Annotated in this window: 19 protein-coding genes and 1 pseudogene; 14 read left to right on the top strand and 6 right to left on the bottom strand. The window is 70.4% G+C overall.

The window, feature by feature from the left end; translation table 11 throughout:
• Positions 1 to 4 precede the first annotated feature (4 nt).
• The 3 genes from ACWEFB_RS07000 to ACWEFB_RS07010 all read left to right on the top strand — a co-directional run bounded on the left by ACWEFB_RS07000 (position 5) and on the right by ACWEFB_RS07010 (position 3,771).
• The gene (locus ACWEFB_RS07000) at positions 5 to 652 is read left to right on the top strand and encodes a response regulator transcription factor (RefSeq protein ID WP_326559902.1); all 648 of its coding nucleotides are present in this window, start codon (positions 5 to 7) and stop codon (positions 650 to 652) included.
• 121 nt (positions 653 to 773) lie between these two features.
• Positions 774 to 1,979 carry a non-hydrolyzing UDP-N-acetylglucosamine 2-epimerase gene (gene wecB, locus ACWEFB_RS07005; protein WP_452283032.1) on the top strand — a complete coding sequence of 402 codons (1,206 nt, stop codon included), beginning with the start codon at positions 774 to 776 and terminating at the stop codon, positions 1,977 to 1,979.
• Between the two features lie 163 nt (positions 1,980 to 2,142).
• A complete protein-coding gene (locus ACWEFB_RS07010; protein WP_452283452.1) occupies positions 2,143 to 3,771 on the top strand; it encodes a right-handed parallel beta-helix repeat-containing protein in 1,629 nt (542 codons plus the stop codon).
• An 81-nt stretch (positions 3,772 to 3,852) separates the two neighbouring features.
• Here the strand turns inward: ACWEFB_RS07010 and ACWEFB_RS07015 are convergent, their stop codons facing one another.
• Positions 3,853 to 7,173: a ThuA domain-containing protein gene (locus ACWEFB_RS07015; protein WP_452283034.1), complete on the bottom strand. Its 3,321-nt coding sequence runs from the start codon at positions 7,171 to 7,173 to the stop codon at positions 3,853 to 3,855.
• Positions 7,174 to 7,969: 796 nt separating this feature from the next.
• Between ACWEFB_RS07015 and ACWEFB_RS07020 the strand changes: the two genes are divergently transcribed.
• The 3 genes from ACWEFB_RS07020 to ACWEFB_RS07030 all read left to right on the top strand — a co-directional run bounded on the left by ACWEFB_RS07020 (position 7,970) and on the right by ACWEFB_RS07030 (position 10,826).
• Positions 7,970 to 8,671 (top strand): hypothetical protein, encoded by a 702-nt coding sequence (locus ACWEFB_RS07020; RefSeq protein ID WP_452283036.1) that lies wholly within the window; start codon positions 7,970 to 7,972, stop codon positions 8,669 to 8,671.
• A 185-nt stretch (positions 8,672 to 8,856) separates the two neighbouring features.
• Positions 8,857 to 9,291 (top strand): cold-shock protein, encoded by a 435-nt coding sequence (locus tag ACWEFB_RS07025; RefSeq protein WP_326559898.1) that lies wholly within the window; start codon positions 8,857 to 8,859, stop codon positions 9,289 to 9,291.
• 275 nt (positions 9,292 to 9,566) lie between these two features.
• The gene (locus tag ACWEFB_RS07030; protein ID WP_452283039.1) at positions 9,567 to 10,826 is read left to right on the top strand and encodes a NosD domain-containing protein; all 1,260 of its coding nucleotides are present in this window, start codon (positions 9,567 to 9,569) and stop codon (positions 10,824 to 10,826) included.
• A 149-nt stretch (positions 10,827 to 10,975) separates the two neighbouring features.
• Here the strand turns inward: ACWEFB_RS07030 and ACWEFB_RS07035 are convergent, their stop codons facing one another.
• Entirely contained in the window at positions 10,976 to 11,446 is a 471-nt protein-coding gene (locus tag ACWEFB_RS07035; RefSeq protein WP_452283041.1) for an aminoacyl-tRNA deacylase, read from the bottom strand.
• 361 nt (positions 11,447 to 11,807) lie between these two features.
• Here ACWEFB_RS07035 and ACWEFB_RS07040 point away from each other — a divergent pair, with 361 nt between their 5' ends.
• The 3 genes from ACWEFB_RS07040 (at position 11,808) to ACWEFB_RS07050 (ending at position 13,964) form a co-directional block, all read left to right on the top strand.
• On the top strand, positions 11,808 to 12,479 hold the full coding sequence (locus ACWEFB_RS07040) for a FadR/GntR family transcriptional regulator (protein WP_326559895.1): 672 nt from the start codon (positions 11,808 to 11,810) through the stop codon (positions 12,477 to 12,479).
• Between the two features lie 94 nt (positions 12,480 to 12,573).
• Positions 12,574 to 13,368 carry a hypothetical protein gene (locus ACWEFB_RS07045; RefSeq protein WP_452283043.1) on the top strand — a complete coding sequence of 265 codons (795 nt, stop codon included), beginning with the start codon at positions 12,574 to 12,576 and terminating at the stop codon, positions 13,366 to 13,368.
• A gap of 95 nt (positions 13,369 to 13,463) precedes the next feature.
• Entirely contained in the window at positions 13,464 to 13,964 is a 501-nt protein-coding gene (locus ACWEFB_RS07050) for a serine acetyltransferase (RefSeq protein WP_452283045.1), read from the top strand.
• A gap of 30 nt (positions 13,965 to 13,994) precedes the next feature.
• On the opposite strand, the gene ACWEFB_RS07055 is transcribed toward ACWEFB_RS07050, so the two are convergent.
• The 4 genes and pseudogenes from ACWEFB_RS07055 to ACWEFB_RS07070 form a co-directional block, all read right to left on the bottom strand.
• A complete protein-coding gene (locus ACWEFB_RS07055) occupies positions 13,995 to 14,897 on the bottom strand; it encodes a universal stress protein (protein ID WP_452283047.1) in 903 nt (300 codons plus the stop codon).
• 26 nt (positions 14,898 to 14,923) lie between these two features.
• On the bottom strand, positions 14,924 to 17,305 hold the full coding sequence (locus ACWEFB_RS07060) for a phosphoketolase family protein (protein WP_452283049.1): 2,382 nt from the start codon (positions 17,303 to 17,305) through the stop codon (positions 14,924 to 14,926).
• Between the two features lie 69 nt (positions 17,306 to 17,374).
• Entirely contained in the window at positions 17,375 to 18,214 is an 840-nt protein-coding gene (locus ACWEFB_RS07065) for a universal stress protein (RefSeq protein WP_452283051.1), read from the bottom strand.
• A 146-nt stretch (positions 18,215 to 18,360) separates the two neighbouring features.
• Positions 18,361 to 18,582 (bottom strand): annotated as a pseudogene (locus tag ACWEFB_RS07070) (VOC family protein); the annotation flags it as partial.
• Positions 18,583 to 18,696: 114 nt separating this feature from the next.
• Between ACWEFB_RS07070 and ACWEFB_RS07075 the strand changes: the two are divergent.
• The 5 genes from ACWEFB_RS07075 to ACWEFB_RS07095 all read left to right on the top strand — a co-directional run bounded on the left by ACWEFB_RS07075 (position 18,697) and on the right by ACWEFB_RS07095 (position 23,017).
• On the top strand, positions 18,697 to 18,933 hold the full coding sequence (locus tag ACWEFB_RS07075) for a helix-turn-helix domain-containing protein (protein ID WP_452283053.1): 237 nt from the start codon (positions 18,697 to 18,699) through the stop codon (positions 18,931 to 18,933).
• Positions 18,933 to 19,502 carry a Clp protease N-terminal domain-containing protein gene (locus tag ACWEFB_RS07080; RefSeq protein ID WP_452283055.1) on the top strand — a complete coding sequence of 190 codons (570 nt, stop codon included), beginning with the start codon at positions 18,933 to 18,935 and terminating at the stop codon, positions 19,500 to 19,502. The genes ACWEFB_RS07075 and ACWEFB_RS07080 overlap by 1 nt, the downstream gene beginning before the upstream one ends.
• Positions 19,503 to 19,728: 226 nt before the next feature.
• Positions 19,729 to 20,865, top strand: coding sequence for a S1 family peptidase (locus ACWEFB_RS07085; protein ID WP_452283057.1), 1,137 nt, complete (start codon positions 19,729 to 19,731; stop codon positions 20,863 to 20,865).
• A gap of 177 nt (positions 20,866 to 21,042) precedes the next feature.
• Entirely contained in the window at positions 21,043 to 21,984 is a 942-nt protein-coding gene (locus tag ACWEFB_RS07090; protein ID WP_452283059.1) for a diacylglycerol/lipid kinase family protein, read from the top strand.
• Positions 21,977 to 23,017, top strand: a complete 1,041-nt coding sequence (locus ACWEFB_RS07095; RefSeq protein WP_452283061.1) for a YihY/virulence factor BrkB family protein — start codon at positions 21,977 to 21,979, stop codon at positions 23,015 to 23,017. The genes ACWEFB_RS07090 and ACWEFB_RS07095 overlap by 8 nt, the downstream gene beginning before the upstream one ends.
• Positions 23,018 to 23,060: the final 43 nt, after the last annotated feature.

A 23,060-nucleotide genomic window follows, 5' to 3' on the forward strand; every position in this document is an offset into this window, starting at 1 on the left:
AGTCATGTCCGATCGGGTACGCGTGTTGATCGTGGACGACCATCCGGTGGTACGCCGTGGGCTGCGCACCATGCTCGAGGACGAGCCCTGGGTCGAGGGTGTGGTGGAGGCGGCCTCGTGCGCCGAGGCGCTGGTCGCCGCGGTGACCGAAGGGGTCGGGGTGGTCGCGATGGACGTCGCGCTGCCCGACGGTGACGGGGTGGACGCCACCGCCCGGATCATCCAGAGTCGACCCGATGTGCACGTCCTGATGCTCACCATGGCCGACGACGAGGACGTGGTGAACCGCGCGTTGCGGGCCGGCGCCCGTGGTTACGTCCTGAAGGACACCGATCCGGACACCATCCTGCACGCGCTGCGTACGGTCGCCGGCGGTGGTCTGGTGCTCGGTCCCCGGATCGGGCCGCAGGTGCTGACCACCCTGCGCCGCCAGCCGGTCGAGCTGCCCGCGCCGTTCGACCAGCTCACCCCGCGCGAGCGGGACATCCTGCGGTACCTGGCGGCCGGTGAGGGCAACGCCCGGATCGCCCGCCGGTTCGGGCTGAGCGAGAAGACGATCCGCAACCAGGTCTCGGCGGTGCTGGCCAAGCTCGGGGTCGCCGACCGCGTCCAGGCGGCCCTGCTCGCCCGCGACGTCGGCCTCACCGGATAGCCCCGCCTAGCGACCGTACCTGGTTTAGTCGTTTTCGCGGCAAACGTCCGTTTGGCTGGTTAACGTGACATCGGCGTCACGACTAACTGTCAAGGGGTGTCTCTGATGTACGGACCACGACGTGCGGGCTGAAGACTCGGCCACGTACGAGGTCGTCGTGCTGCTCGGCACCAGGTCGGAGGCGGTGAAGGCCGCCCCACTGGTACGCCGGGTGCGGCTGGACACCCGCGTCACGGTCACGGTGGTCGACACCGGGCAGCACCCCGGACGGGTGGCGGAGGCGCTGGCGCCGTTCGACCTCGCCGTCCAGGTCACCTTGGAACCCGTACGCCGGACCGGGTCGCTCGCCGAACTCGCCGCCGCGCTGCTCACCGCGACCGACGGGGTGCTCGCGATACGCCGCCCCGCCGCGGTCGTGGTCCAGGGGGACACCCTCAGCGCACTGGTCGCCGGGATGGTCGCCTTCTGGCAGCGCATCCCCGTGGTGCACCTCCAGGCCGGTCTGCGTACGCACGACCCGGACCGGCCCTTCCCGGAGGAGGCGAACCGCTCGATGCTGTCCCGGATCGCGGCCCTCAACCTGGCACCCACCCCGACCGCCCGCCAGCACCTGCTCGACGAGGGAGTCCCGGACGACCGGATAGTGGTCACCGGGAGCACCGTGGTCGACGCGCTGCACCACCTGCTCGACCACCAACTCGCCCAGCCGCCCGAGTGGATCGACCCGACCCGCCGGGTGGTCGTCGTGACGCTGCACCGGCGGGAGAACTGGGGCGGTGGCGTCTTCGGCGTCTGCTCCGGGCTGCGTTTCCTTGCTCGCCGCTTCCCGGACGTCCAACTGGTCATGGTGACCCATCCGAACCCGACGCTCGGCGCGGCGATGACCGCGCAACTCGGGCACACCCCCGGCATCCGGCTGACGCCGCCGCTGGTCTACCCCGAGATGATCGGCCTGCTGAGCGTGGCCGACCTGGTGATCACCGACTCGGGCGGGTTGCAGGAGGAGGCCGGCACGCTCGGCGTACCGGTCCTGGTCGCCCGGGACACCACGGAACGTCCCGAGATCATCGACTCCGGCCACGGCACCCTGGTCGGCACCGACCCGGAACGGCTCGTCGCCGCCGCCACGCAGGAACTGACCGTACGCTGCACCGCCGGGCGCTCGCTCCCGTTCGGCGACGGCCGGGCCAGCGTCCTGGCGGTCTCCGCGATCACCAACCTGCTCGGCCTGCCGCCGCTACCCGCCGAGCCGACCCGCACCATTGCCCCCGCCTTCCACCCCGGCCACCTCCGCCCCACCCCCCAAACCCCCGCCGCCCTCCGCTGACCCCCCACCCCCCACCGAGGCTGCGCCCACTCTTGTAGAGAAAGAGTGCCTATCCGGGGCGCAGTAACCACTCGTTCTCTACAAGAGTGGGGATCTTGGGAGGGAGGGAGGGAGGGAGGGGAGTGGGGTGGGCGGGGAGCGTTAGGTTCGGCGGGGAACGGGAATCGACCGATCTCCGGGCGACGGAGGGGGGACGGGCGTGTCGGTGCCTGAGGATCTGGTCTGCAACGCCCGTGATCATGGCTTGGTGGGGGACGGGGTCACCAACGACCAGCCGGCGTTACAGGCGCTGGTCGACCGGCTCGGTACGGCGTACGCGGCCGACGGGCTGGCCAGGACGATCCACTGCCCGCCGGGCGTCTACTCGATCCGGGACACCGGCACCGTGTGGCGCAGCGGAATCTCCCTGGTCGGGGACGGGATCGGCGCCACGAAATTCGTACTCAGCAACGAGGGGAACCGGGTCGACCCGGTGCCGCTGGCCTACTTCACCGCCGTACAGCACGGGGCGAGCCGGGAGAACCACATCGCCGACTGCACGTTCGCGAGCTTCGAGATCGACGGTTCCGGTGTGCAGTTGGCCCGCTACGACTACCTGGCCAAGGGCCTCGGCCTCCAGTACGTGATGCGCGGCCGGTTCCGCGATCTCTTCATCCACGACACCGCCGCCACCGGTCTCGGCTGCGACTTCCTCCAGGACACGGTGGTGCAGGGTGTGGTCGCACTGCGCTGCGGTCGGCTCGACACCGGGGAGCAGATGGGCGGCGCCGGCATCGGCATCGGGATCGGCGGGTGGGGGGCGAGCGAACGACTCACCGTCTCCACCTGCACCGCCGTCGGCAACGGGACCAACGGCATCTTCCTCGAACTTCAGCAGAAGATGTGGCCGCCCCCGCGCGGCATCCGGATCACCGCCTGCCATGCCGAGGACAACCGGTTCGGCATCTCCGACTGGGGCGCGGACGGTCTGGTGGTCAACGGGTGCACCATGATCGGTAACCACGAGGCCGGGTTCGACGTCTCGGCCCAGGGCACCTGCGGGATCGCCGGCCGGGGCGGGATCGTCGCGGACTGCATTATCGACGCGAACATCCTGGACGGGCTGAGCATCGGCAACACCCCCGGCCGCTACATCGTGCGCGGCAACCGGATCAGCCGCAACGGCCGCTACGGCTACCGGGAGCACAACCTGGCCGAGGACTCCATCCCGGCCCACGAGGTCGTGATCGACGGCAACGAGATCTGGGAGAACGGCCTGGACGGCGTACGGGTCGACGCCGGTCTGCTCGACGGCGCGATCGTGAACAACCGCATCCGGGACAACGGCCGGCGGGAGGCCGGTGCCGCCGGTGGCTCGGGGGACCGGGTCAGCTACACGCGTACGGCCGTGCGGGACGACGGCGCGAACTGGTTCCCGGACGGGCACCGGGGCAAAATGGTGACGGTAGGTAACTGGATCGCGATGGTCGCCACCAACACCGCCACCGAACTCGTGCTCGCACCGGTCCGGCCCGGTGCCACCACGGCCTGGGCCGGGGGTACGCCACCAGCCGGCGCCACCTACCGGCTGCCCGACACACCCCCGAACCGGGCCGGGATCACCCTGGCTGCCGCCACCTCGGACCTCACCCTGCGCAACAACCGGGTCTGGGACACCCAGCGGTACAAGTCGCAGACCCACGGCCTCTGGGTCACCGGTGACGGCACCCGAGGCTCGGCCGACTTCCAGGACAACGACTTCGCCGGCAACGCCGTCGCACCCACCCGGGTCGACACCCCGCAGTACGCCTGACCGCGCCGACGCGTCGAACAGAGAATGAGTGGCTCTCCGGGTACGGAAAGCCACTCATTCTCTACAGGTGCGCGAACTCGGTTACGGGGTGGTGCTTCCGAACTCGACCCAGTTGAGGTTGACCAGACCCGTGGTCGGGCCACCGGTAACCGGGGTGAACACCAGGTAGAGGCGCTGGGGCCCGGCGGGGTAGGTCACCGGAATGGCCTGACTCGCGTAGGCACCGTTGCCGCTGGTGGCGTTGAGTACGGCAGTGGCGACAACCGCCCCGGTCGGCGAACCGACCCGGAGTTCCACGTTGGCACGCGGGGTGCCGACCGTGGTGGCCGATCCACCCGAGTAGCGCAGGGTCACCGTGTTCACGCCGTCGAAGTTGATCGGCTCGAACGCGATGTGGTCGCCGGCATCGATCCCGCCGACCTGTGAACCACCACCGGTGTCGGTGCTGGCGGCGATCGTCACGCCCTGCTGGACCTGGGCGTGCTCGGCCTGCTGCCGCCGTACCTGGATGATCGCCTGACCGACCGTGGTCAGCGCCGGCTGGCCGTTGGCGCCGAGGTCGGTGTACGTGGCGCTGATCCCGCCGTAGAGGTAACCACCGGCGTGGTCGGCACCGTCGGCGGGGGTGGGCAGGGTGCCGGTGCACCCACTGGTCTCGGTCTCGCCGTGGCCGTGGGTGTCGTGACCGAGTACGAACGAGACCGTGACCCGGCTGCAGTCGACCGTCCCGTCCTCGGAGTCGGTGACGGCGACCGTGAACGGCACCGTGTCACCCCAGTTGAAGAACGTACCGCCTGCCGGCACCGTCACCGTGACCGTCGGCGCGGTGTTGCCGACCACGATTTCCCTGGTCAGCACCGCCGTCTTGCCGCTGGAGTCGGTAACCGTCAGCTTGGCGTTGTACACCCCGTTGGCGGTGTACGTGTACGTCGGGTTCGGGTCGGCCGAGTCGACCGTGCCGTTGCTGTCGAAGTCCCAGGCAAAGGAGATCGACTCACCCGGGTCCGGGTCGGACGAACCGGCGCTGGAGAACTGCACCGGCAGCGGGGCCTGGCCGGACGTCGGGTTCGCCGACAGCGCGGCGACCGGGGAACGGGTGCCCTTCACGTACCGGATCATGGAGAGCTGGGCGTCCGGGTTGGCCCGGAAGAAGCCGTCGCCGTACTCCAGCACGTAGAGGTTGCCGTCCGGCCCGAACTCCATCTCCATCGGGTTGTCGAAGATGACGTTGGGCAGGAACGCCTCCACCCCGGTCAGCTGACCGCTGCCGTTGGTGCGCATCATGAACAGCTTGTCCCGGGTGAACTCCCCGAACACCACGCTGTTGTTGTAGTACTCCGGGAACTTGGTCTCCGAGGTGCTCTCCGAGTTGTACTTGTAGATCGGTCCGCCGTGCGGGCCGACGCCACCGGTGCCGATGACCGGCCACTGGAAGTCGCAGGTCGCGGGCGGGGTCTGCAGGTACGCACCGGCGCAGGTGGTCCGGGCCTCGTAGGTGTACCAGAACTGGGGCTGCGCCACCGCCGGCAGGACCGTACGGCCGGTGTTGCGGGGCGAGTTGTTCACCGGGGCGCCGCAGTTGAACGGCTCACCGGACGTACGGGTGACGAAGTCGTAGTCGATGTACGGCAGGCTCGGCGAGTAGCAGTACGGCCAGCCGTAGTTGGCCGCCTTGTTGGTGGCGAACCACCGGCCGGTGCCCTCCGGACCACGGGTCGCACTCGGGGTACGCGAGTCCGGCGAGTAGTCACCGACGTACACGAAGCCGTTGCTGTCCACGTCGAACCGGAACGGGTTCCGCAGGCCCATCAGGAAGATCTCCGGACGGGTCTTGTTGTCGTAGTCGGTGTTCTCCGGGAACAGGTTCCCGGTCGGGATGCTGTACGTCCCGTTCTCCTTGACCTTGAGCCGCAGCACCTTGCCGCGCAGGTCGTTGGTGTTACCGGCCGAGCGCTGGGCGTCGTAGCCCGGTCCCTGGGTGGGGGACTCGTTGATCGGGACGAAGCCGTCCGAGCCGCTGGCGTTGGTGTCGTCACCGGTGATCAGGTAGACCAGACCCTTGCCGTCGAACTTCACCTTGCCGGCGACGTGGCAGCAGATGCCCCGGTCGGTGTCGACCCGGATGATCTGCTGCTCGGTCGACATGTCCAGCCGAGGGGTCGGTCCGTCGACGAACTTCACCCGGGAGAGCTGGTTGTACCCCTTGAACGCGTTCCAGACCGTCGGGTCCGTGCTCGTCGCCGGGGCGTCGCCCTCGTTGACACCCGGGGTCGCCGGGTTGTCCAGCGGGGTGTTCAGCGGCGGCGAGTAGTAGATGTAGACCCACTTGCTGGTGGCGAAGTCGGGTGCGATCGAGATCGTCTGCAACCCGTCCTCGTCGTGCTGGTACACCGGGACGGTGGTGATGACCGGGCTGGCACCCGTCGCCGGGTCGTACAGCCGGATCTCGCCGCCACGGGTGTTGTGCAGCACCCGGCCGTCGGGGAGGACCGACAGGGACATCGGCTCGCCCGGCTCGTCGTTGAGGGTGACCTTCTCGTAGTTGCCGAGTACGGTCGCCCCGCAGTCGCCCTCGACCACGCCGGCCGCCCACTGGATGCCGCCGAGCAGGTGCTTCTTGAAGCCACCGACCCGGTAGGTCTCGATCGAGTGGCCGAGCCCGGTGTAGAAGGAACGCCCGCCCTGGTAGTCCTTGCACCAGCTCACCGGGTGGTCGAAGCCCATCGTGCCGCCCGCGAAGCTCTTCTCCTGCGCGGTGGCGAGCACGTGCGACGAGCCCCGTACGTTGGTGGTGAAGTTGTACCACTCCTCGGTGAGGGTCAACGTCTGCGGCGTCGCCTCGGTGGCCGGGTGCACCCGGTCGGCGACCTCGACGACACCCGGCTCGGTGCTGGCCACACCGGACGCCTTGGCGCCGACCAGGTTCTGGTAGAACGCCCAGTCCGGCTCGGTCTCGGCGGCCGCGTGCACGCCGACGTAACCGCCGCCGGCCTTGACGTACGACTCGAACGCGGCCTCCTGGCCGGGATTGAGCACGTTGCCGGTGGTGTTGAGGAAGACCACGGCACGGTAGTCGGCCAGGTTCTCCGAGGTGAACGCGGCCCCGTCCTGGGTGACCGTGACGGTGAACCCGTTCGCCGCGGCCAACGACTGGATCGTACGGACACCGTCGGTGATGGACGGTCGGCGCGTACCGGCGGTCTTGGTGAAGACGAGCACCCGGTAGTCCTCCGGGGCGCGGGCCTCGGAGCGCAGCGCCGCCGGTCCGTTCTCCTCGGTGACCAGGCGTTCCTCGGCGGCGCCCCGATCGGGCGCGGCCGAGGCCGGTACGGCCACCAGGCCGGGAAGCACGATGGTGGCGCCGGCCATGGCGGCAAGCCACCGGCGCAGGGGTCTTGTCATATGTTCCTCCGGGGGTGTGGAGCGGGCATGCGGCGGCACCCGTCGACACCGGACGCGCACGGGTCCGGTGTGGTGGTCTGGTTGTCACGGTGGGGTGTGGCGCCGCATCCGTCTGGATGGTGCGCGATCTCGCAGGACCCGCCATCGGCTGCCGACCGGTGACGCCGGGTGCTGTCCGCTACCGGGTGGTCGCGCGCGCCGACACGACGATCCACGTTTCCTGCTGTCCGGGCCGGTCGTGGTGCACCGGTCCCGCCACCCGCCTGTACGGCGGAGGATCGTGGGCTCGGCCCGTTCGTGTGGCCGAGGTTCCGGGTACGTGGACGGGGCCGCCTGGCCACCGTCCTACCGGATCAACTGGCCGCAGCGGGCCAGGGGAGCGTTCGCGGGCGGCTGGAGGCTGTCTTGTCCATGTCTCGCTACCTTCCTCGCGACCTGGGCCGCGGCGACGATGCGGGAGTCGGGGGTGGGACAGTGGCGCCGCCGATGCGCCGCTGAAACGTTTTTGTGGGTCCCATGCAGGGGCTCTGGAGTGGCTCTGGCTGAAACAGAACCTTAATCCGTGGGCAACACGAAAGATAGACCCAAGACCAACTAACTTCCGTCGATCCCAGCAGAAGCCCCTGTCTGCCTCGACAAAAGTCCCCCGCCCCGGCCTCTCCCGGAGGTACGCGGCAGTACGCCACCATCTGCCCCGGATCCGAGGGAAGTAAACTGGGTGCATGGTGTGAATCTTGTGTGAGGGTGCTCGCCGGACGGCGCCCGGTCCACCCGCGACTAACTACGCTGACGGTTCGTGAGCACCCTTACCCGCGTACGTGTCTGGCTGGTGGTGTTTCTCATCGGCCTGGTTGTCAGTGGCGTCACCGCGTTTCCCCTCGAAGCGGAGAGTCGCCTGCTGGTCCGACTGCTGCACGCCGACTGGTCGCCGGCACCGGAACACCTGCCGGTGCTGGTCGAGTGGATCGACCACGTGCACCGGGGCATCGTCGCCACCAACGACGAGTTCCCCTTCCTCGCGTACGGAACGGACTGGCTGGCCTTCGCCCACCTGGTCATCGCGATCGCGTTCTGGGGCCCGTACCGCGACCCGGTGCGCAACGTCTGGGTGGTCCACTTCGGCATGATCTCCTGCGTCGCGATCGTCCCGCTGGCGCTGATCGCCGGCCCGGTCCGGGGCATTCCCTGGTGGTGGCAGCTCATCGACATCTCGTTCGGGGTCTTCGGCATCATTCCGCTGCTCTTTGCCCACCGAGGCATCCGGCAGCTCGCCGCCGCCCCGCCCGACACCGCCGCCCCGCCCGACACCGCCGCCCCGCCCGACACCGCCGCCCCGCCCGACATCGCTGCCCTGCCCGACACCGCCGCCCCGTCCGACGCTCCGGGTCCGGCCGACGCCCCGGTCTCGTCCACGGCGCCGGTGTCGGAGGAGTCCGGGGTCGGCGTGGGGGAGTCGGGGGCGGTTCGGCGGCCGGGAGTCCCGGCCGTCGGGTCATAGGAGGTACCCGGGCGGCCGGCTCTGTTCCGGTCCCGCATCGTTCCGGTCCCCGATCGTTGCGGTCCCGCATCCCGCAATCCGTACGCCGCTTGCGCCGCTCCGGAATCGGGTGGTGACCTTATGATGTTTGGGCGGTGTGTGTTGTCGCGGAGTTGTCGGTGACGGTAGAGGCGAGGTTGGGCACGGTGGTCAGAGGTAGGTTCATCAGGTTCGACGAGGCGCGTGGATACGGATTCATCACGCCGGACGGTGGCGGCGAGGACGTCTTCGTACACGCGAATGTCCTGGGTGACGGGAAATACGCGTTTGTGCCGGGCGTACCAGTGGAGTTCGACGCGGTGGAGAGCGATCGGGGGATGAAGGCCCTCGCGGTCCGCATTCTCAAAACGGAACGTAGTGGAACCCCCGCCGGCAACGGAACGCTGTCCGGTGTGATCGCGGGCGGGACGGAGCGCTCTGACGACGACGGCATGTGTGACGTACTCACGTCGGCCGGCTTCCGGCACGAGGTGACGGAGTTGCTGCTCGAAGCCGTACCGACGTTGACCGGGGCGCAGATTGTGCAGGTGCGACAGGGTCTGACCGTGCTCGCTCAGCGCCACGGCTGGGTGGAGCACTGAGGGTGGGTCGGCACCCGACGGGCGGGCCGCGGCAGGTGTCGCGACCCGCCCACGGTTTGTGAAGGCGCTTTTATAATGCGCGAATCCGCCGAAGAGCACTATTCTGTGGGTCATTCGCCATGAATACTCGTACGGCCCGGATAAGACAGCTCTCATCGGCGTCGCATTGACTTGGAATTGTTCCGCTACCTAGATTTCCAGCTATTCACGTCGCACCCCGGCAGCGGGTGTTGCGGGCGACGTGTTCCGGCAGGAATACCTGGAGGCGGCACATCATGTCAGAAATTCGCGCAATACGGCGGGCGCTGGGCGTGGTACTCGGCGGGCTGGTTGCGGCCCCGGTCGTGCTCGTCCTTTCCGCAGGACCGGCGCAGGCGGCGCCGAGCTGCGGCGCGGTGGTCACCGTCAGTACGACGGTCACCGCGAACCTTGTCGACTGCCCCGGAGACGGACTGGTCATCGGGGCCCACAACATCGTCCTCAACCTCAACGGCCGGAGCATCGACGGCGTCGGGCTCGGTGTGGGCGTACGCAACGGCGGCTTCGACGGGGTGACCATCCGCAACGGCACCATCAGCGGGTTCGACCACGGGGTCCAGCTCAACCCTGGCACCACCCAGAACCTGGTCACCGCGATCACCGCCCGGCACAACGAGGTCGCCGGGGTGGAACTGGTCAACGCCGACACCAACAACCGGGTCATCGGGAACCTGCTGGAGTTCCAGTCGCAGCGCGGGGTTGCCGTGCTCGGCGGTTCGACCGGCAACATCGTGCGCGGCAACACCGTACGGGACAACCGGGACGGCATCTACGTCGAGAACTCGGCCAGCAACACGGTCGAGACCAACCAGGTGATCGACAGCAGCGACCGGGGGATCGAGGTGGTCGGGTCGCAACGGGTCACGCTGCGGTCCAACACCCTCACCGGCAGCGGGGACGCGGTGATCGCCCTGACCGGCTCCAATCTGAACACCGTCGACGGCAACACCGTCACCGGCAGCGGTGACGCCGGGATCCTGCTCGGCACCTCGGACGACAACCAGGTGGTCAACAACCGGGTCTCCGGTAGCGGTGACGCCGGGATCCTGCTCGACCTGGCGCAGCGCAACACCGTACGGGGAAACAACCTGAACGTCACCGCGCCCAACGCCAGCGGGATCGAGCTGATCGGATCGAACGGCAACGTGCTCCAGTCCAACACCGCCAACGCCCAACTGGGCAGCGGTGTCGAACTCCAGAACTCCTCGGCCAACCGGTTGCTGACCAACACCGCCAACACCAACAACGGTGCCGGTGTCTTCGTCACCGGTGGTGCCGAGACGGCGGGCAACGTACTCGACGGGAACACCGCCAACGCCAACAACGGCAACGGCATCGTGGTCGACAATGCCGGCAACACGGTCCGGCGCAACATCGCCCGGAACAACAGCGGCTGGGGGATCTACGCCGCTCCCGGCAACACCGACGGCGGCGGCAACCGGGCCAGCGGGAACAGCCAGGTCGGCCAGTGTTACGGGGTGAGCTGCACGGCATGATCCAGGGCGGTTCCGGGCGGTCCGGGCACACGCCCGCCCCCGGAACCGCACCGGGCCGTTCCCGGCCAGCCTGCCCAGCCCCGACCAGGTGCCGCCCGGACGCGACTTTCCGATCCCGGGACCGTCCGGTCGGGGTGCGACCCTCCCGGCTAGCGGGGCGGTTCGGGGTCGGTCACGTCGGCGACGGTGGCGGCCAGGGTACGCAGTGCCTCGTCGGCGGCCAGGGCGATCGCGACGCCCCGCTCGCCGGCGCCGAGGGTGATCCGGCGCCCGCGTACCCGCTCGTCGGCGACAACCGGCCACGCGGTGGTGGAACCGAACGGGGTGATGGTGCCGCGCTCGTACCCGGTCGCGTCCTTGGCCGTGTCCGCGTCTGGCAGGGAGAGCCGGTTGACGCCCAGCAACGCCCGCAGCCTGGGCCAGGAGATGACCCGGTCACCCGGTACGAGGACAAAAACGTAGTCGTTGTCGCCCCGGCGGATCACGATCGTCTTCACGATGTCCCCGACCTCCATGCCCAGCGCGGCGGCGGCCTCGGCCACGCTGCCCACCGGTCCGTGCCGGATCACCTCGTAGGGGACCGCGGCGGAGTCGAGGGCGGCGGAGGCGGAGCCGGGCATGGCTGCACAGTACCTCCGGCCGGGGTGAGCCGGTCCGGGGTTCGGTCAGCGACCGCCTCACCTGCGTATCCATCGGATGTCGCCCCCTCGAACCCGGTCGGTGACCGGCCCGGGAACACGGGGTTTGTCGGCTCACTTACCCACCGTGGTTGTGAAAGCGTTCAAGAGGCTGGTAGACATCGGATGTATCACGGCTGTTGGGTGCCCGAGAGCCGGATGAGTCGCACCGCACCGGGCGGTCGGCGTGGCGCGCCGGGTGCAGCGTCGCCGCCACGCCGGGCGGTGCGGGCTCGCCGACTCCGGTGGCGCCGCACTGCGAGCCTGTGAGCTGACTGACCGCGCGGGCCGGAGGGGAACGAGCATGGCGCTCACCGACGAAGCGATCCACAAGATCAAGGAAATGATCGTCTCCGGCGAACTGCGCCCCGGTGACCGGCTGCCCAAGGAGGCCGATCTGGCCGACCGGCTCGGGCTGTCCCGCAACTCGCTGCGCGAGGCCGTCAAGGCGCTGTCGGTGATCCGCGTCCTGGACGTACGGCAGGGCGACGGCACCTATGTGACCAGCCTCGACCCCGGTCTGCTGCTCGACGCGATGAGCTTCGTGGTCGACTTCCACCGCGACGACACCGTGCTCCAGTTCCTGGAGGTACGCCGGATCCTGGAACCCGCCGCCGCCGCGATGGCCGCCCAGCGGATGACCGAGGAGGGCATCGCCAAGCTGCGTACGCTGCTCGACGGACTGGGCGGTGAGCCGACCATCGACGCACTGGTCGCCAACGACCTCGAATTCCACCGGCAGATCGCCGCCGGTGCCGGCAACGACGTGCTCTGTTCGCTGATCGACAGCCTCTCCGGCCCCACCACCCGGGCCCGGATCTGGAGGGGCCTCACCCAGGAGAGCGCGGTCGCCCGTACCCGCGAGCAGCACGCCGCCATCCTCGACGCGATCGCCTCCCGCCAGCCGGAGCTGGCCCGGTCCTGGGCCACCGTGCACGTGGCCGGGGTCGAGGAGTGGCTGCGCCGCGCGCTCTGAGTCCCACTCGTCCCGGAGCCGCCGCGGCCGAGGGTTTCGTGGCGGACCCTGGCTACCCTGCCGGCGTGCATGTCATCGGCAGAACCCACCCATCGTGACCGTGCAGCCGCCGACCCCGAGGCCGTCCCGTGCGGTGCAGTACGCCGTCCTTTTCGGATACGTCGCGTTCCTCGTCGCCTGGCTGCTCGGTGTCAGCCGGCTTCGGGACACCGGACACGGGGGGCCGGTCTACCTCGCCGGCGTCCTGGTCATCCTCGCTGCCCAGTTACTCCTGCTGTGGTTGAACGGCCGGGACGAGTCCGTCCGAGCGGTCACCGGTTTCGCCCCGCCCACCCCCGGGGGACCGCCGGTCCTGACCGCGCCCGCCCGCGCGTGGTGGCGGACCGACCGGGCCTGGCTGCTCTTCGCCGGCCTGCCGACGATCCAACTCTGGATCTCGCACGACGATCTGGACGGGAACGGTTGGGTCACCTGGTTCGCCAGGATCGTCACGCTGACCGCCGTGACGGGCATGGTCGTGGCCATCGCGATGGTGCTGCTGGAGATCCGTCGCGGCGCCGACCTGGAACTGCGACGGGACGGACTGTTCCTGCCCGGACCGTTCGGGGGTACGGAGTTGCCGTGGGCGGAGGTGCCGTCCGGCCGGCTGAAGGGACGCCGTCACAACAACCGGCTCGTCCTGCGGGTGCAGCGGCGGGACTCGACGAGCCTTCTGCGGCGCCGGCGGGCAACGGTCTGGTTCGACCGGTACGGGGTCTCCCCGGAGTTCATGGCCGGCGCGATCCGGCACTACCTCGATCACCCCGCGCGCCGGGTCGCCATCGGCACCCACGAGGAGTACGCGCGCCTGCACGCCCTGCTCTACCGTGGGCCGGGCCTGCTCGGCTAGACGGCGGTACCGGTCCTAGCTTGTCGCATTTCTGACCGATTGCCCTGGGCCGTTCGGCTAGGGGCCTCCCGGCTACGGGTCTTACGCTCTGCATCATGTTCGATACCCTCCGGCAGGACTTTCGGCGGAACCGGGACCCGTTGGTACGGCTCGTGCTCGCGGTCTTCCGCTTCGGGCAGTGGACGGTCGCCCGCCGTACCCTCACGCGCAGGTGCTGGACGGTGCCGTACAAGGTGTTGAACCTGCTGGTCATCCGCCTCGGTACGAACAGCGACCTCCCCCGGGAGCTGAACTGCGGCCCGGGACTGCGCCTGTTCCACCCGTACGGGCTGGTGTTCCACCGTGACGCCCGCCTCGGGCGGGACGTGAACGCGTACCACCAGGTGACGATCGGGCGCCGGGACCACAGCGGTGAGCCGGTCATCGGTGACGAGGTGACGCTGGGCGCGGGTGCGACCGTACTCGGACCGATCGTGATCGGGCGGGGCGCGAAGATCGGAGCGGGAGCCACCGTGCTGGACGACGTCCCGCCCGGCGGGCGGGCCCTCGGACCCCGGGCACGGGTCACCGGCACCCTGCTCGAAACGGCCGACTGATTCGCGGCCGACTGATTCGCGGACGAGGGGCTATCGGGCGGTGTCCGGCGGAAGCTCGCGGATCACCGCGACCGGGGACTCCGCGTGGTGCAGCAGTTGCTGGCTGACCGAGCCGAGCACCAGCCCCCGGAAACCGCCGTGACCGCGGGTGCCGACCACCACCAGTTGAGCCTGCCGGCTCGCCTCGACCAGCACTTCGGTCGGGTGACCGGTCACCACCTCGCCGGTGATCGGCAGATCCGGGTACCGGTCCCGCCAGCCGGCCAGCTCCTCGTCCAGCGCGTTCAGCTCGGTCCGGGTGACCTCGGCCGGATCCAGGTCGGCCGGACGCCAGGGTGCCCTCGGCTCGGCCCAGGCCCGGATCGCGTGCAGCGGGGCGGCACGGCTCACCGCCCGCTCGACCGCCCAGCCGAGTGCGAGCCGGGCGTACGGCGAACCGTCCGCCCCGACCACGATCCGCCTCCGTCCGGGTTCGGCACCCGGACCGGCGTCGGGCAAGGGGCGCACCACCACGACCGGGCAGTGCGCGTGGGCGCTGACCGAGATGGTGGTCGAGCCGGCGAGCAGGCCGCTGAAGCCACCGTGCCCACGGCTGCCCAGCACCACCAGCGCCGCGTCGGCGGACCACTGCGCCAGTCCGATCCCGGCCGGGGTGTCGAGCACCTCGCCCCGTACGGTCAGGCCCGGGTGGGCGTCGGTGGCCTCGGTGACCGCGGCGGAGACCACCTCCCCGACCGCCCGCCGGGTCGTCTCGTCCGGCCAGGTGCCGGGGCCGGGGCCGGGACCGATCCAGGTCGCGGCGGTCATCCACTCGAAGGCGTACGCCAGCAGGACCGACGTGCCGGTCCGGGCGGCCTCGTCCAGCGCCCAGGCGAGCGCGAGTCGGGCCCCCTCGGAGGCGTCGTAGCCCACCAGGATCGGTCTGTCGGTCATGTCTGCCTCAGTTCGCGGTGCCGGGGTCAACCGCGGGTGCCGATCCAGCGCCACTCGGCCACCCGTGGGGCGTCCTCGCCGTAGCGGCGGGTGTAGTCCCGGCACTCCTGCCGGGCGTCGATCATGGACTGGCGCAGGTGCGCCGCTCGGGCGGAGAGGCCGGGTACCCGGTCGATCACGTCGACCACCAGGTGGAACCGGTCGAGCTGGTTGAGCATCACCATGTCGAACGGCGTGGTGGTGGTCCCCTCCTCCTGATAGCCGCGTACGTGCAGGTTGTCGTGGTTCGCCCGGCGGTAGGTCAGCCGGTGGATCAGCGCCGGATAACCGTGGTACGCGAAGATCACCGGCTTGTTCCGGGTGAAGATGGTGTCGAACTGGGCGTCGGGCAGGCCGTGCGGATGGGCGACCTCGGACTGCAGGCGCATCAGGTCGACCACGTTCACCACCCGTACCCGCAGGTCGGGCAGGTGCCGCCGGAGCAGGTCGGCGGCGGCCAGCGTCTCCAGGGTCGGTACGTCACCGGCGCAGGCCAGCACCACGTCCGGCTCGGACCCCTCGTCGGTGCTGGCCCAGCCCCAGATCCCCAGCCCGCGTTGGCAGTGCAGGACCGCCTCGTCCATCGACAGCCAGTTCGGGCTGGGCTGCTTCCCGGCGACCACCACGTTGATGTAGTGCCGGCTGCGCAGGCAGTGGTCCATGATGGACAGCAGGGTGTTCGCGTCCGGGGGCAGGTAGACCCGGACCACCTCGGCCTTCTTGTTCACCACGTGGTCGATGAACCCCGGATCCTGGTGCGAGAAGCCGTTGTGGTCCTGCCGCCAGACATGGCTGGAGAGCAGGTAGTTCAGCGATGCCAGCGGCCGGCGCCAGGGGATGTCACTGGTCGTCTTGAGCCACTTCGCGTGCTGGTTCACCATCGAGTCGACGATGTGGATGAACGCCTCGTAGCTGGTGAAGACGCCGTGCCGGCCGGTGAGCAGGTAACCCTCCAGCCAGCCCTCGCAGAGGTGTTCGGAGAGCACCTCCATCACCCGCCCGTCGGGGGAGAGGTGGTCGTCGCCGGGCTCCCGGTCGGCGACGAAAACCCGGTCGGTGACCTCGAAGACCGCGTCCAGCTTGTTGGAGGCCACCTCGTCCGGGCCGAAGAGGCGGAACCGGTCCGGGTTGGCCACGATCACGTCGCGCAGCCACCGCCCGGTCGGGGTGGTCGCGCCGGCCGCGGTGGCGCCGGGCTCCGGCACGGCCACGCCGTACTCGCGGTAGTCGGGCAGGACCAGGTCGCGCAGCACCTCGCCGCCATTGGTACGCGGGTTCGCGCTCATCCGCAGGTCGCCCTCGGGCACCAGGGCGCACACCTCGGGTACGGGTGAACCGGTGGCGTCGAACAGCTCCTCGGGGCGGTAGCCGCGCAGCCACCGCTCCAATTGGGCCAGGTGCTCCGGGTTGTCCCGTACCCCGGCCAGCGGGACCTGGTGGGCGCGGAAGGTCCCCTCGACCCGGCGTCCGTCGACCTCGCGCGGCCCGGTCCAACCCTTGGGCGTACGGAGCACGATCATCGGCCAGCGGGGACGTTCGACCACGCCGGTGCTCCTGGCCCGGCCCTGGATGGTGGCGATCTCGTCCAGGGCCCGGTCCAGGGTCCCGGCGAGTTCCCGGTGCACCCGGTCCGGATCGTCACCGGCCACCACGTACGGGCGGTAGCCGTAACCGTGCAGCACGGAGAGCAGGTCCTGCTGGGGGATCCGGTCGAGGATCGCCGGGTTGCCGATCTTGTACCCGTTGAGGTGCAGGATCGGCAGTACGGCCCCGTCCCTGGCCGGGTTGAGGAAGACGTTCGACAGCCAGCTCCCGGCGAGCGGCCCGGTCTCCGCCTCGCCGTCGCCGATCACGCAGGCCACTATCAGGTCGGGATTGTCGAACGCGGCGCCGTAGCTGTGCATCAGGGAGTAGCCGAGTTCGCCGCCCTCGTGGATCGAGCCCGGCACCTCGGCGGAGACGTGGCTGGGGATGCCGCCGGGGAAGGAGAACTGGCGGAACAGCCGTTCCATCCCGGCCTCGTCCCGGTCCACCGACGGGTACCGCTCGCTGTACGTCCCCTCCAGCCAGGTGTTCGCCACGACCGCCGGGCCGCCGTGTCCCGGCCCGGTCACGAAGATCATCGGCAGTCGGCGCCGGACGATGGTCCGGTTCAGGTGCGCGTAGATCAGGTTCAGTCCGGGGCTGGTGCCCCAGTGGCCGAGCAGCCGGGGCTTGATCTGGTCCGGGGTCAGCGGCTCCCGCAGCAGCGGGTTGGTCATCAGGTAGATCTGGCCAACGGTCAGGTAGTTCGCCGCCCGCCAGTACGCGTTCAGCCGACGCAGCTCGTCGTCGGTGAGCGGGGCGTGCGGATCCAGCGCGGTGTCCATCGGTCTGAGCCTGCCGCCTGCCGGGTCCTCGCGCAGCCGGATCGGTGGATGTCCCCCGAGCGGGGACGCTCAGGCCTGCACGTACAGCTCGTGGGCGGTCCGGACGATGACCACCGGGGCGGGGGAGTGGTAGAGCAGGGTCTGGCTGAGCGCCCCGAGCATGCTGCGCGAGGGTTGTTCCCCGCGCATGCTCACCACCACGACCTCGGCCGCGTGCGACTCGCCGAGCAGGATCTGCTTCGAGTCCCCGCTGCGGACCCGGGGGACGACCCGTACGTCCGGGTACTTCTGCCGCCAGGGTTCCAGCGCCCCGTCGAGTTCCTCGGCCACCGACGGGTCCGGCTCCTCCGACGGGTCGTCCGCCTCCCAGATCCGCAGTGCGATCAGTTCGGTGTCGCGCCAGGAGGCGGAGTCGAACGCGAAGCCGAGGGCGTTTGTCGTACCGGCGCCGCAGTCGATGCCGACCAGCACCGGCCCCGGTGGTGGGGAACTCTCGCGTACGACCAGCACACTGCATCCGGCGCGGGCGGCGACCTGCACCGACAGTGCGTCGATCGGTACGGCGGTCTGGCCGGAGAGCCCCCCGTCGCCCAGGACCATCATCGCGGCGCTGCCCGACTCCCGCAGCAGGGTGGTGAGCGCCGGTCCCTCGATCAGCGCGCAGGAGAGCCGGAGTTCGGGCTCGGCCTCCGTCGCGGCGCGGGCGGCCTCGTTGAGGAGCCGGTCGGCGGGCCCGCGAAGCTCTCCCTCGAGCGGCGTCGACGGGTCGGCCACCCAGTTGAAGGCGTGCACGATCCGTAACGTCCGTTGGTGTGCCGCAGCCTCGTGGGCGGCCAGCCGCACCGCCGTCATCCCCTGTACGGAGTCGTCCACCCCGACCACGACCGGCGCGTTCGCGGGCAGGCTCATCGTCGTCACCTCCGGGCCGGTCGCCGGCACCGGGTGGCGGGCTGGCTCGCAGCGTCTGTCTCCGGTACTGACAGTAGTGGCGGCTCCGAGCCGGCGGACCGGGTTCGGTAGGTCGGGCGCGGCGACTCGGTCGAGGGTGCGGCGGCTCAGTCGAGGCAGCACTCGTTGCCCTCGACGTCCTGCATCACGAGGCACGACTCGTTGTCGCCGTCGGCGGTCAGCAGTCGTACGCGTACCGCGCCGAGCGGGATCAGTCGTGCGCACTCGGCCTCGAGTGCGGCCAGGCGTTCCTCGCCCACGAGCCCGGTGCCGACCCGGACGTCGAGATGCACCCGGTTCTTGACGACCTTGCCTAGCGGGGTCTTCCGCTGTCTCGACGGGACCGCTCCCGGTCCCTCGCGCCGGAAACGACCACAGCGGTGCCGGGGCCGGTTGCGTCAACCGGGGTTGACAACGTCATGGTGTCAACCTAGGTTGACACCATGAGTCAGGCAACGGATCTCGCGGCGGCGGCCGGCAGTACCGACCCCCGGGTCGGGTTGCGGGCGGTGCTCGCCCTCCGCCGGCTGCTGGAACGACTGGAGATCGTCCAGGTCGACAACGCCCGGCGCCAGGGTTGGTCCTGGCAGGAGATCGCCGACGCCCTCGAGATCAGTCGGCAGGGAGTCCACAAGAAGCACGCCGGCCGAGCGCCGGCACCGACCCGGGGAGAGTCCTGATGTGGCACCGGTTAACCGCACAGTCCCGGCAGGTCGTGGTCGCCGCGCAGGCCGAGCGGCGCCGGCTGCGGCACGACTTCGTCGGCACCGAGCACCTGCTGCTCGGCCTGCTGGACGACAACAACGGGCCGGTGGCCGCGCTGCTGCGCGACGCCGGGGTCGACCCCGACCGGGTACGGGCGGAGGTCGCCGGCATGCAGCGGCGGGAACTCGGTGAGAGTGACGCCGAGGCGTTGCGCTCGATCGGCATCGACCTGGACGCGGTCCGGGCCAGTGTCGAGGGGACGTTCGGTGAGGGGGCGCTGGAAGCACCGCTGCCGCCCGGGCGAAGGCGGCTGTTCGGCGGGCGCCGGCCGGCGACCCGGCTCTCCCCTCGGGCGGCCAAGGTGATGGAGCTGGCGCTGCGCGAGTCGTTGCGCCTGCGGCACGACACCATCGGCCCCGAACACATCCTGCTCGGCCTGCTGCGCGAGGGGGAGGGGCTGGCCGCGATGATCCTCACCCGGGCCCGACTGGACCTCGCCGAGCTGCGCCGCCGCGTGATCCACTCCCTCGGCGCGGCTGCCTGACGTACGCCCGACGTGCCGGCGCCGGTCCCTGCCGGGCCCGGCGCGGACCGGCCCGGATGTGACGGTCGACGGCCTACCGACTGCAAGGTATGACATAGAGGATATGTATTTGCATCAATCGATTGGGGCTAGCGTGAGGCGCACTGACGGCGCGTTGCCGCACCGGACCGGGATCCGGCCGGAGCGTGCGCAGCGTTCCTGATACCCCCAATCGAAGGGACCGTCAATGCAGCACAGATCCTCGTCTGTCGCAGCGGCAATCCTGCTCGCGGCCGGCATGCTGGCCACGCTGCCGCAAGCGGCCTCGGCCAAGCCCACCAGCGAGGCGGCGCCGGCCGTCTCCGCGGAGATCCTCAGCGCCATGCAGCGCGACCTCGGCCTCACCGCCGGGCAGGTGCAGGCGCGGCTCGCCGCTGACGACCGGGCCGCCAAGGCCGAGGAGTCGCTGCGCGGCACCCTCGGCGGCAGCTTCGGCGGCGCCTGGCTCGCCGAGGGCAGCCAGGTTGTCGTCGCGGTCACCGACGCCGCGTCCGCCGAGCGGGTACGCGCCGCCGGTGCGCAGCCGAAGGTCGTCGCCCGCAGCGAGTCGGCCCTGACGGCGATCAAGGACACCCTCGACGCGAAGGGCAACGCCGCGCCGAAGGCCGTCACCGGCTGGTACGTCGACGTCACCAGCAACACCGTGGTCGTCGAGGCCACCGCGGACGGTCTCGCGGCCGCCAGCAGCTTCGCCGCCACCAGCGGTGCGCCGGCCGGCTCGGTCCGGATCGCCGTCGCGGCCGAGGCCCCGAAGACGCTCTACGACATCCGGGGCGGGGACGCGTACTACATCGGCGGCGGGCGCTGCTCGATCGGCTTCTCGGTGAACGGCGGCTTCGTCTCGGCCGGACACTGCGGCACCACCGGACAGGCCGTCCAGGGTTCGAACCGGGTCGCCGCGGGCAGCTTCGCCGGCTCCTCGTTCCCCGGCAACGACTACTCGTTCATCCGGACCAACTCCAACTGGGTCCCGCGCGGTGTGGTGAACCGGTACAGCGGCAGCACCACCGTCGCCGTACGCGGCTCGACCGAGTCGGCCGTCGGCGCCTCCATCTGCCGGTCGGGCTCCACCACCGGGTGGCGCTGCGGCACCGTCCAGGCGAAGAACCAGACCGTGCGCTACTCGCAGGGTTCGGTCGGCGGCCTGACCCGTACCAACGCCTGCGCCGAGCCGGGTGACTCGGGCGGCTCGTGGCTCAGCGGCAACCAGGCCCAGGGCGTCACCTCCGGTGGCTCGGGCAACTGCTCCAGCGGCGGCACGACCTACTTCCAGCCGGTCCGGGAGATCCTCTCCGCGTACGGGCTGAGCCTCGTGCTCGGCTAAGCAGCGGCAAGACCACGAACGGGCCGGCGTACCCACGCCGGCCCGTTCGCCAACGTCATATCGATGCGGGGTACGTCACGGCCCGCCGGGTCGCTCGGCTTCGCGACTTCCTGCACACTGACGCCCGTGAGCCAGCGAAGCGATACCAGCAGTGATGGCGGCCTACGCTCCGCAGTCGTGGTGAACCCGACCAAGGTCGACGCCGCAGAGTTGCGCACCACCGTCACCGGCGCGCTCGCCGACGCCGGCTGGCCCGAACCGCTCTGGTACGAGACCACGGTGGAGGACCCCGGCCGGGGACAGGCCCAGCGGGCGATCGAGGCCGGGGTCGAGGTGGTCTTCGTCTGCGGTGGCGACGGCACCATCCTGTCCTGCGTGAACGCGCTGGTCGGCACCGAAGTCGCGATGGCGGTGCTGCCGGTGGGCACCGGCAACCTGCTCGCCGCGAACCTCGGGCTCTCCGGCGACGTGGCCGCCGGCATCGAGGTGGCGATCGAGCGGGGCCGCCGGCTGCTCGACGTCGGCGTGGTCGACAACCAGGTCTTCACCGTGATGGCCGGAATGGGCTTCGACGCGCAGATGCTCGCCGCCACCTCCGAGACGACCAAGGCCCGGATCGGCTGGCCGGCGTACCTGGTCGGGGCCGTACGCCACCTGCGCGACCGGCCGATGCGGGTGTCCATCCGGATCGACAACAAGCCACCGCTGCGCCGCCGGGCACGGACCGTGCTCGTGGCCAACGTCGGGCGCCTCCAGGGCGGCGTACGCCTGCTGGCCGACGCCGAACCCGACGACGGCTACCTCGACGTCGCCATCCTCACCCCGCGCACGATCGGGCAGTGGGCCCAACTGCTCTGGGGAGTGATCAACCGGCACAAGCGGGTACCCCGGATGGAGGTCTTCCGCTGCCAACGGGTGCAGATCACCAGCAACCGCCCGCAACCGAGACAGCTCGACGGCGACCTGATCACACCCGACAAGGCGCTGCGGGCGCACATCCGGCCCAAGGCGCTCTGGTTGTGCGTACCGCGACCGGCCGAGGCGCCGGACCTGGCGGTGGACGCCGATTCGGTGACCGAGCGGGGGGCGCGCCGGGTGGAACGAGTCCACGGTGAGTAGCACCCGCATCGTCCCGGAGACCCGGCTGATGGCGGACGACCAGCTCTCCGCCGACGACGCCTGGCACACCCTGCGCCGGTACGGCGGCTGGCACCTGCTCCGGGACGCGTTCATCCGGTTCCGGTACGGCGACGGCTTCAGCCACTCCCGGGCCACCGCCCTGCAACTCTGCCTGGCGGTGGTCCCGTTCCTGATCGCGCTCACCGGCCTGATCAGCGACCTCGGGGTGGAGGACGGCGGGCGGGTGGTCGCCGACACCGTGGTCGCCCTCACGCCCGGCCAGAGCGACGCCATGGTCGAGGAGTTGCTGGTCGACACCGAGCGGACCGAGGACGCCGGCGAACTCGCCCTGGCCCTCGGACTGATCACCGGCCTGTTCGCCCTGACCACCACGATGGCGCAGGTCGAGCGGGGCGCGAACCGGATCTACGGGGTGGAGCGGGACCGGCCCGCGCTCCGCAAGTACTTCCGTGCGGTCCTGCTGGCGCTCGGTGCCGGCGTACCGGCGCTGTTCGGGTTCCTCATCCTGGTCGGCGGCGGACCGCTCGGCGACTCGGTGCAGCGCTACTACGCCTGGGGCGAGGTCGCGCACACGACCTGGAACGTGCTCCGCTGGCCGTTGAGCCTCGGCCTGACCGTGCTCGCCGTGGCGGTGCTGTTCCGGTACGCCCCGCGCCGCCACCAGCCGAGCGTGTCCTGGCTGCTGTTCGGCGCCACGCTCGCCACCGCCCTCTGGTGGCTGGCGAGCGTCCTGCTGGCCACGTACGTGAGTCTCAGCGACGGGTTCGGGGAGACGTACGGCGCGCTCGCCGGGATGATGGCGCTGCTGCTCTGGGCCAACCTCACCGGGATCGCGCTCCTCGGCGGCCTGGCCTTCAGCGCCCAACTGGAGGCACTGCGGATCGGGGTGCCGGAGCCGGCCGAGCCGGACCGCTGGCAGCCCCGTACGGACCCGACCGTGCCGGTCGCGCGTACGGGCGAGCACGACGCCACCGTGGACGACCACACCGATCCGGCGCCGCATTCACCCTGAGTCCCGGGTGTACCGCGCGACCCCATCGGGTATCGGCACGCCA

This window comes from Micromonospora sp. NPDC004704, from assembly GCF_053601675.1.

Bases quoted from the DNA above. Each gene is read 5' to 3' on its own strand.
- ACWEFB_RS07000 (WP_326559902.1), top strand. From the start codon at position 5: ATGTCCGATCGGGTACGCGTGTTGATCGTGGACGACCATCCGGTGGTA.
- ACWEFB_RS07015 (WP_452283034.1), bottom strand. From the start codon at position 7,173: ATGACAAGACCCCTGCGCCGGTGGCTTGCCGCCATGGCCGGCGCCACC.
- ACWEFB_RS07030 (WP_452283039.1), top strand. From the start codon at position 9,567: ATGTCAGAAATTCGCGCAATACGGCGGGCGCTGGGCGTGGTACTCGGC.
- ACWEFB_RS07035 (WP_452283041.1), bottom strand. From the start codon at position 11,446: ATGCCCGGCTCCGCCTCCGCCGCCCTCGACTCCGCCGCGGTCCCCTAC.
- ACWEFB_RS07040 (WP_326559895.1), top strand. From the start codon at position 11,808: ATGGCGCTCACCGACGAAGCGATCCACAAGATCAAGGAAATGATCGTC.
- ACWEFB_RS07050 (WP_452283045.1), top strand. From the start codon at position 13,464: ATGTTCGATACCCTCCGGCAGGACTTTCGGCGGAACCGGGACCCGTTG.
- ACWEFB_RS07055 (WP_452283047.1), bottom strand. From the start codon at position 14,897: ATGACCGACAGACCGATCCTGGTGGGCTACGACGCCTCCGAGGGGGCC.
- ACWEFB_RS07060 (WP_452283049.1), bottom strand. From the start codon at position 17,305: ATGGACACCGCGCTGGATCCGCACGCCCCGCTCACCGACGACGAGCTG.
- ACWEFB_RS07065 (WP_452283051.1), bottom strand. From the start codon at position 18,214: ATGAGCCTGCCCGCGAACGCGCCGGTCGTGGTCGGGGTGGACGACTCC.
- ACWEFB_RS07075 (WP_452283053.1), top strand. From the start codon at position 18,697: ATGAGTCAGGCAACGGATCTCGCGGCGGCGGCCGGCAGTACCGACCCC.
- ACWEFB_RS07080 (WP_452283055.1), top strand. From the start codon at position 18,933: ATGTGGCACCGGTTAACCGCACAGTCCCGGCAGGTCGTGGTCGCCGCG.
- ACWEFB_RS07085 (WP_452283057.1), top strand. From the start codon at position 19,729: ATGCAGCACAGATCCTCGTCTGTCGCAGCGGCAATCCTGCTCGCGGCC.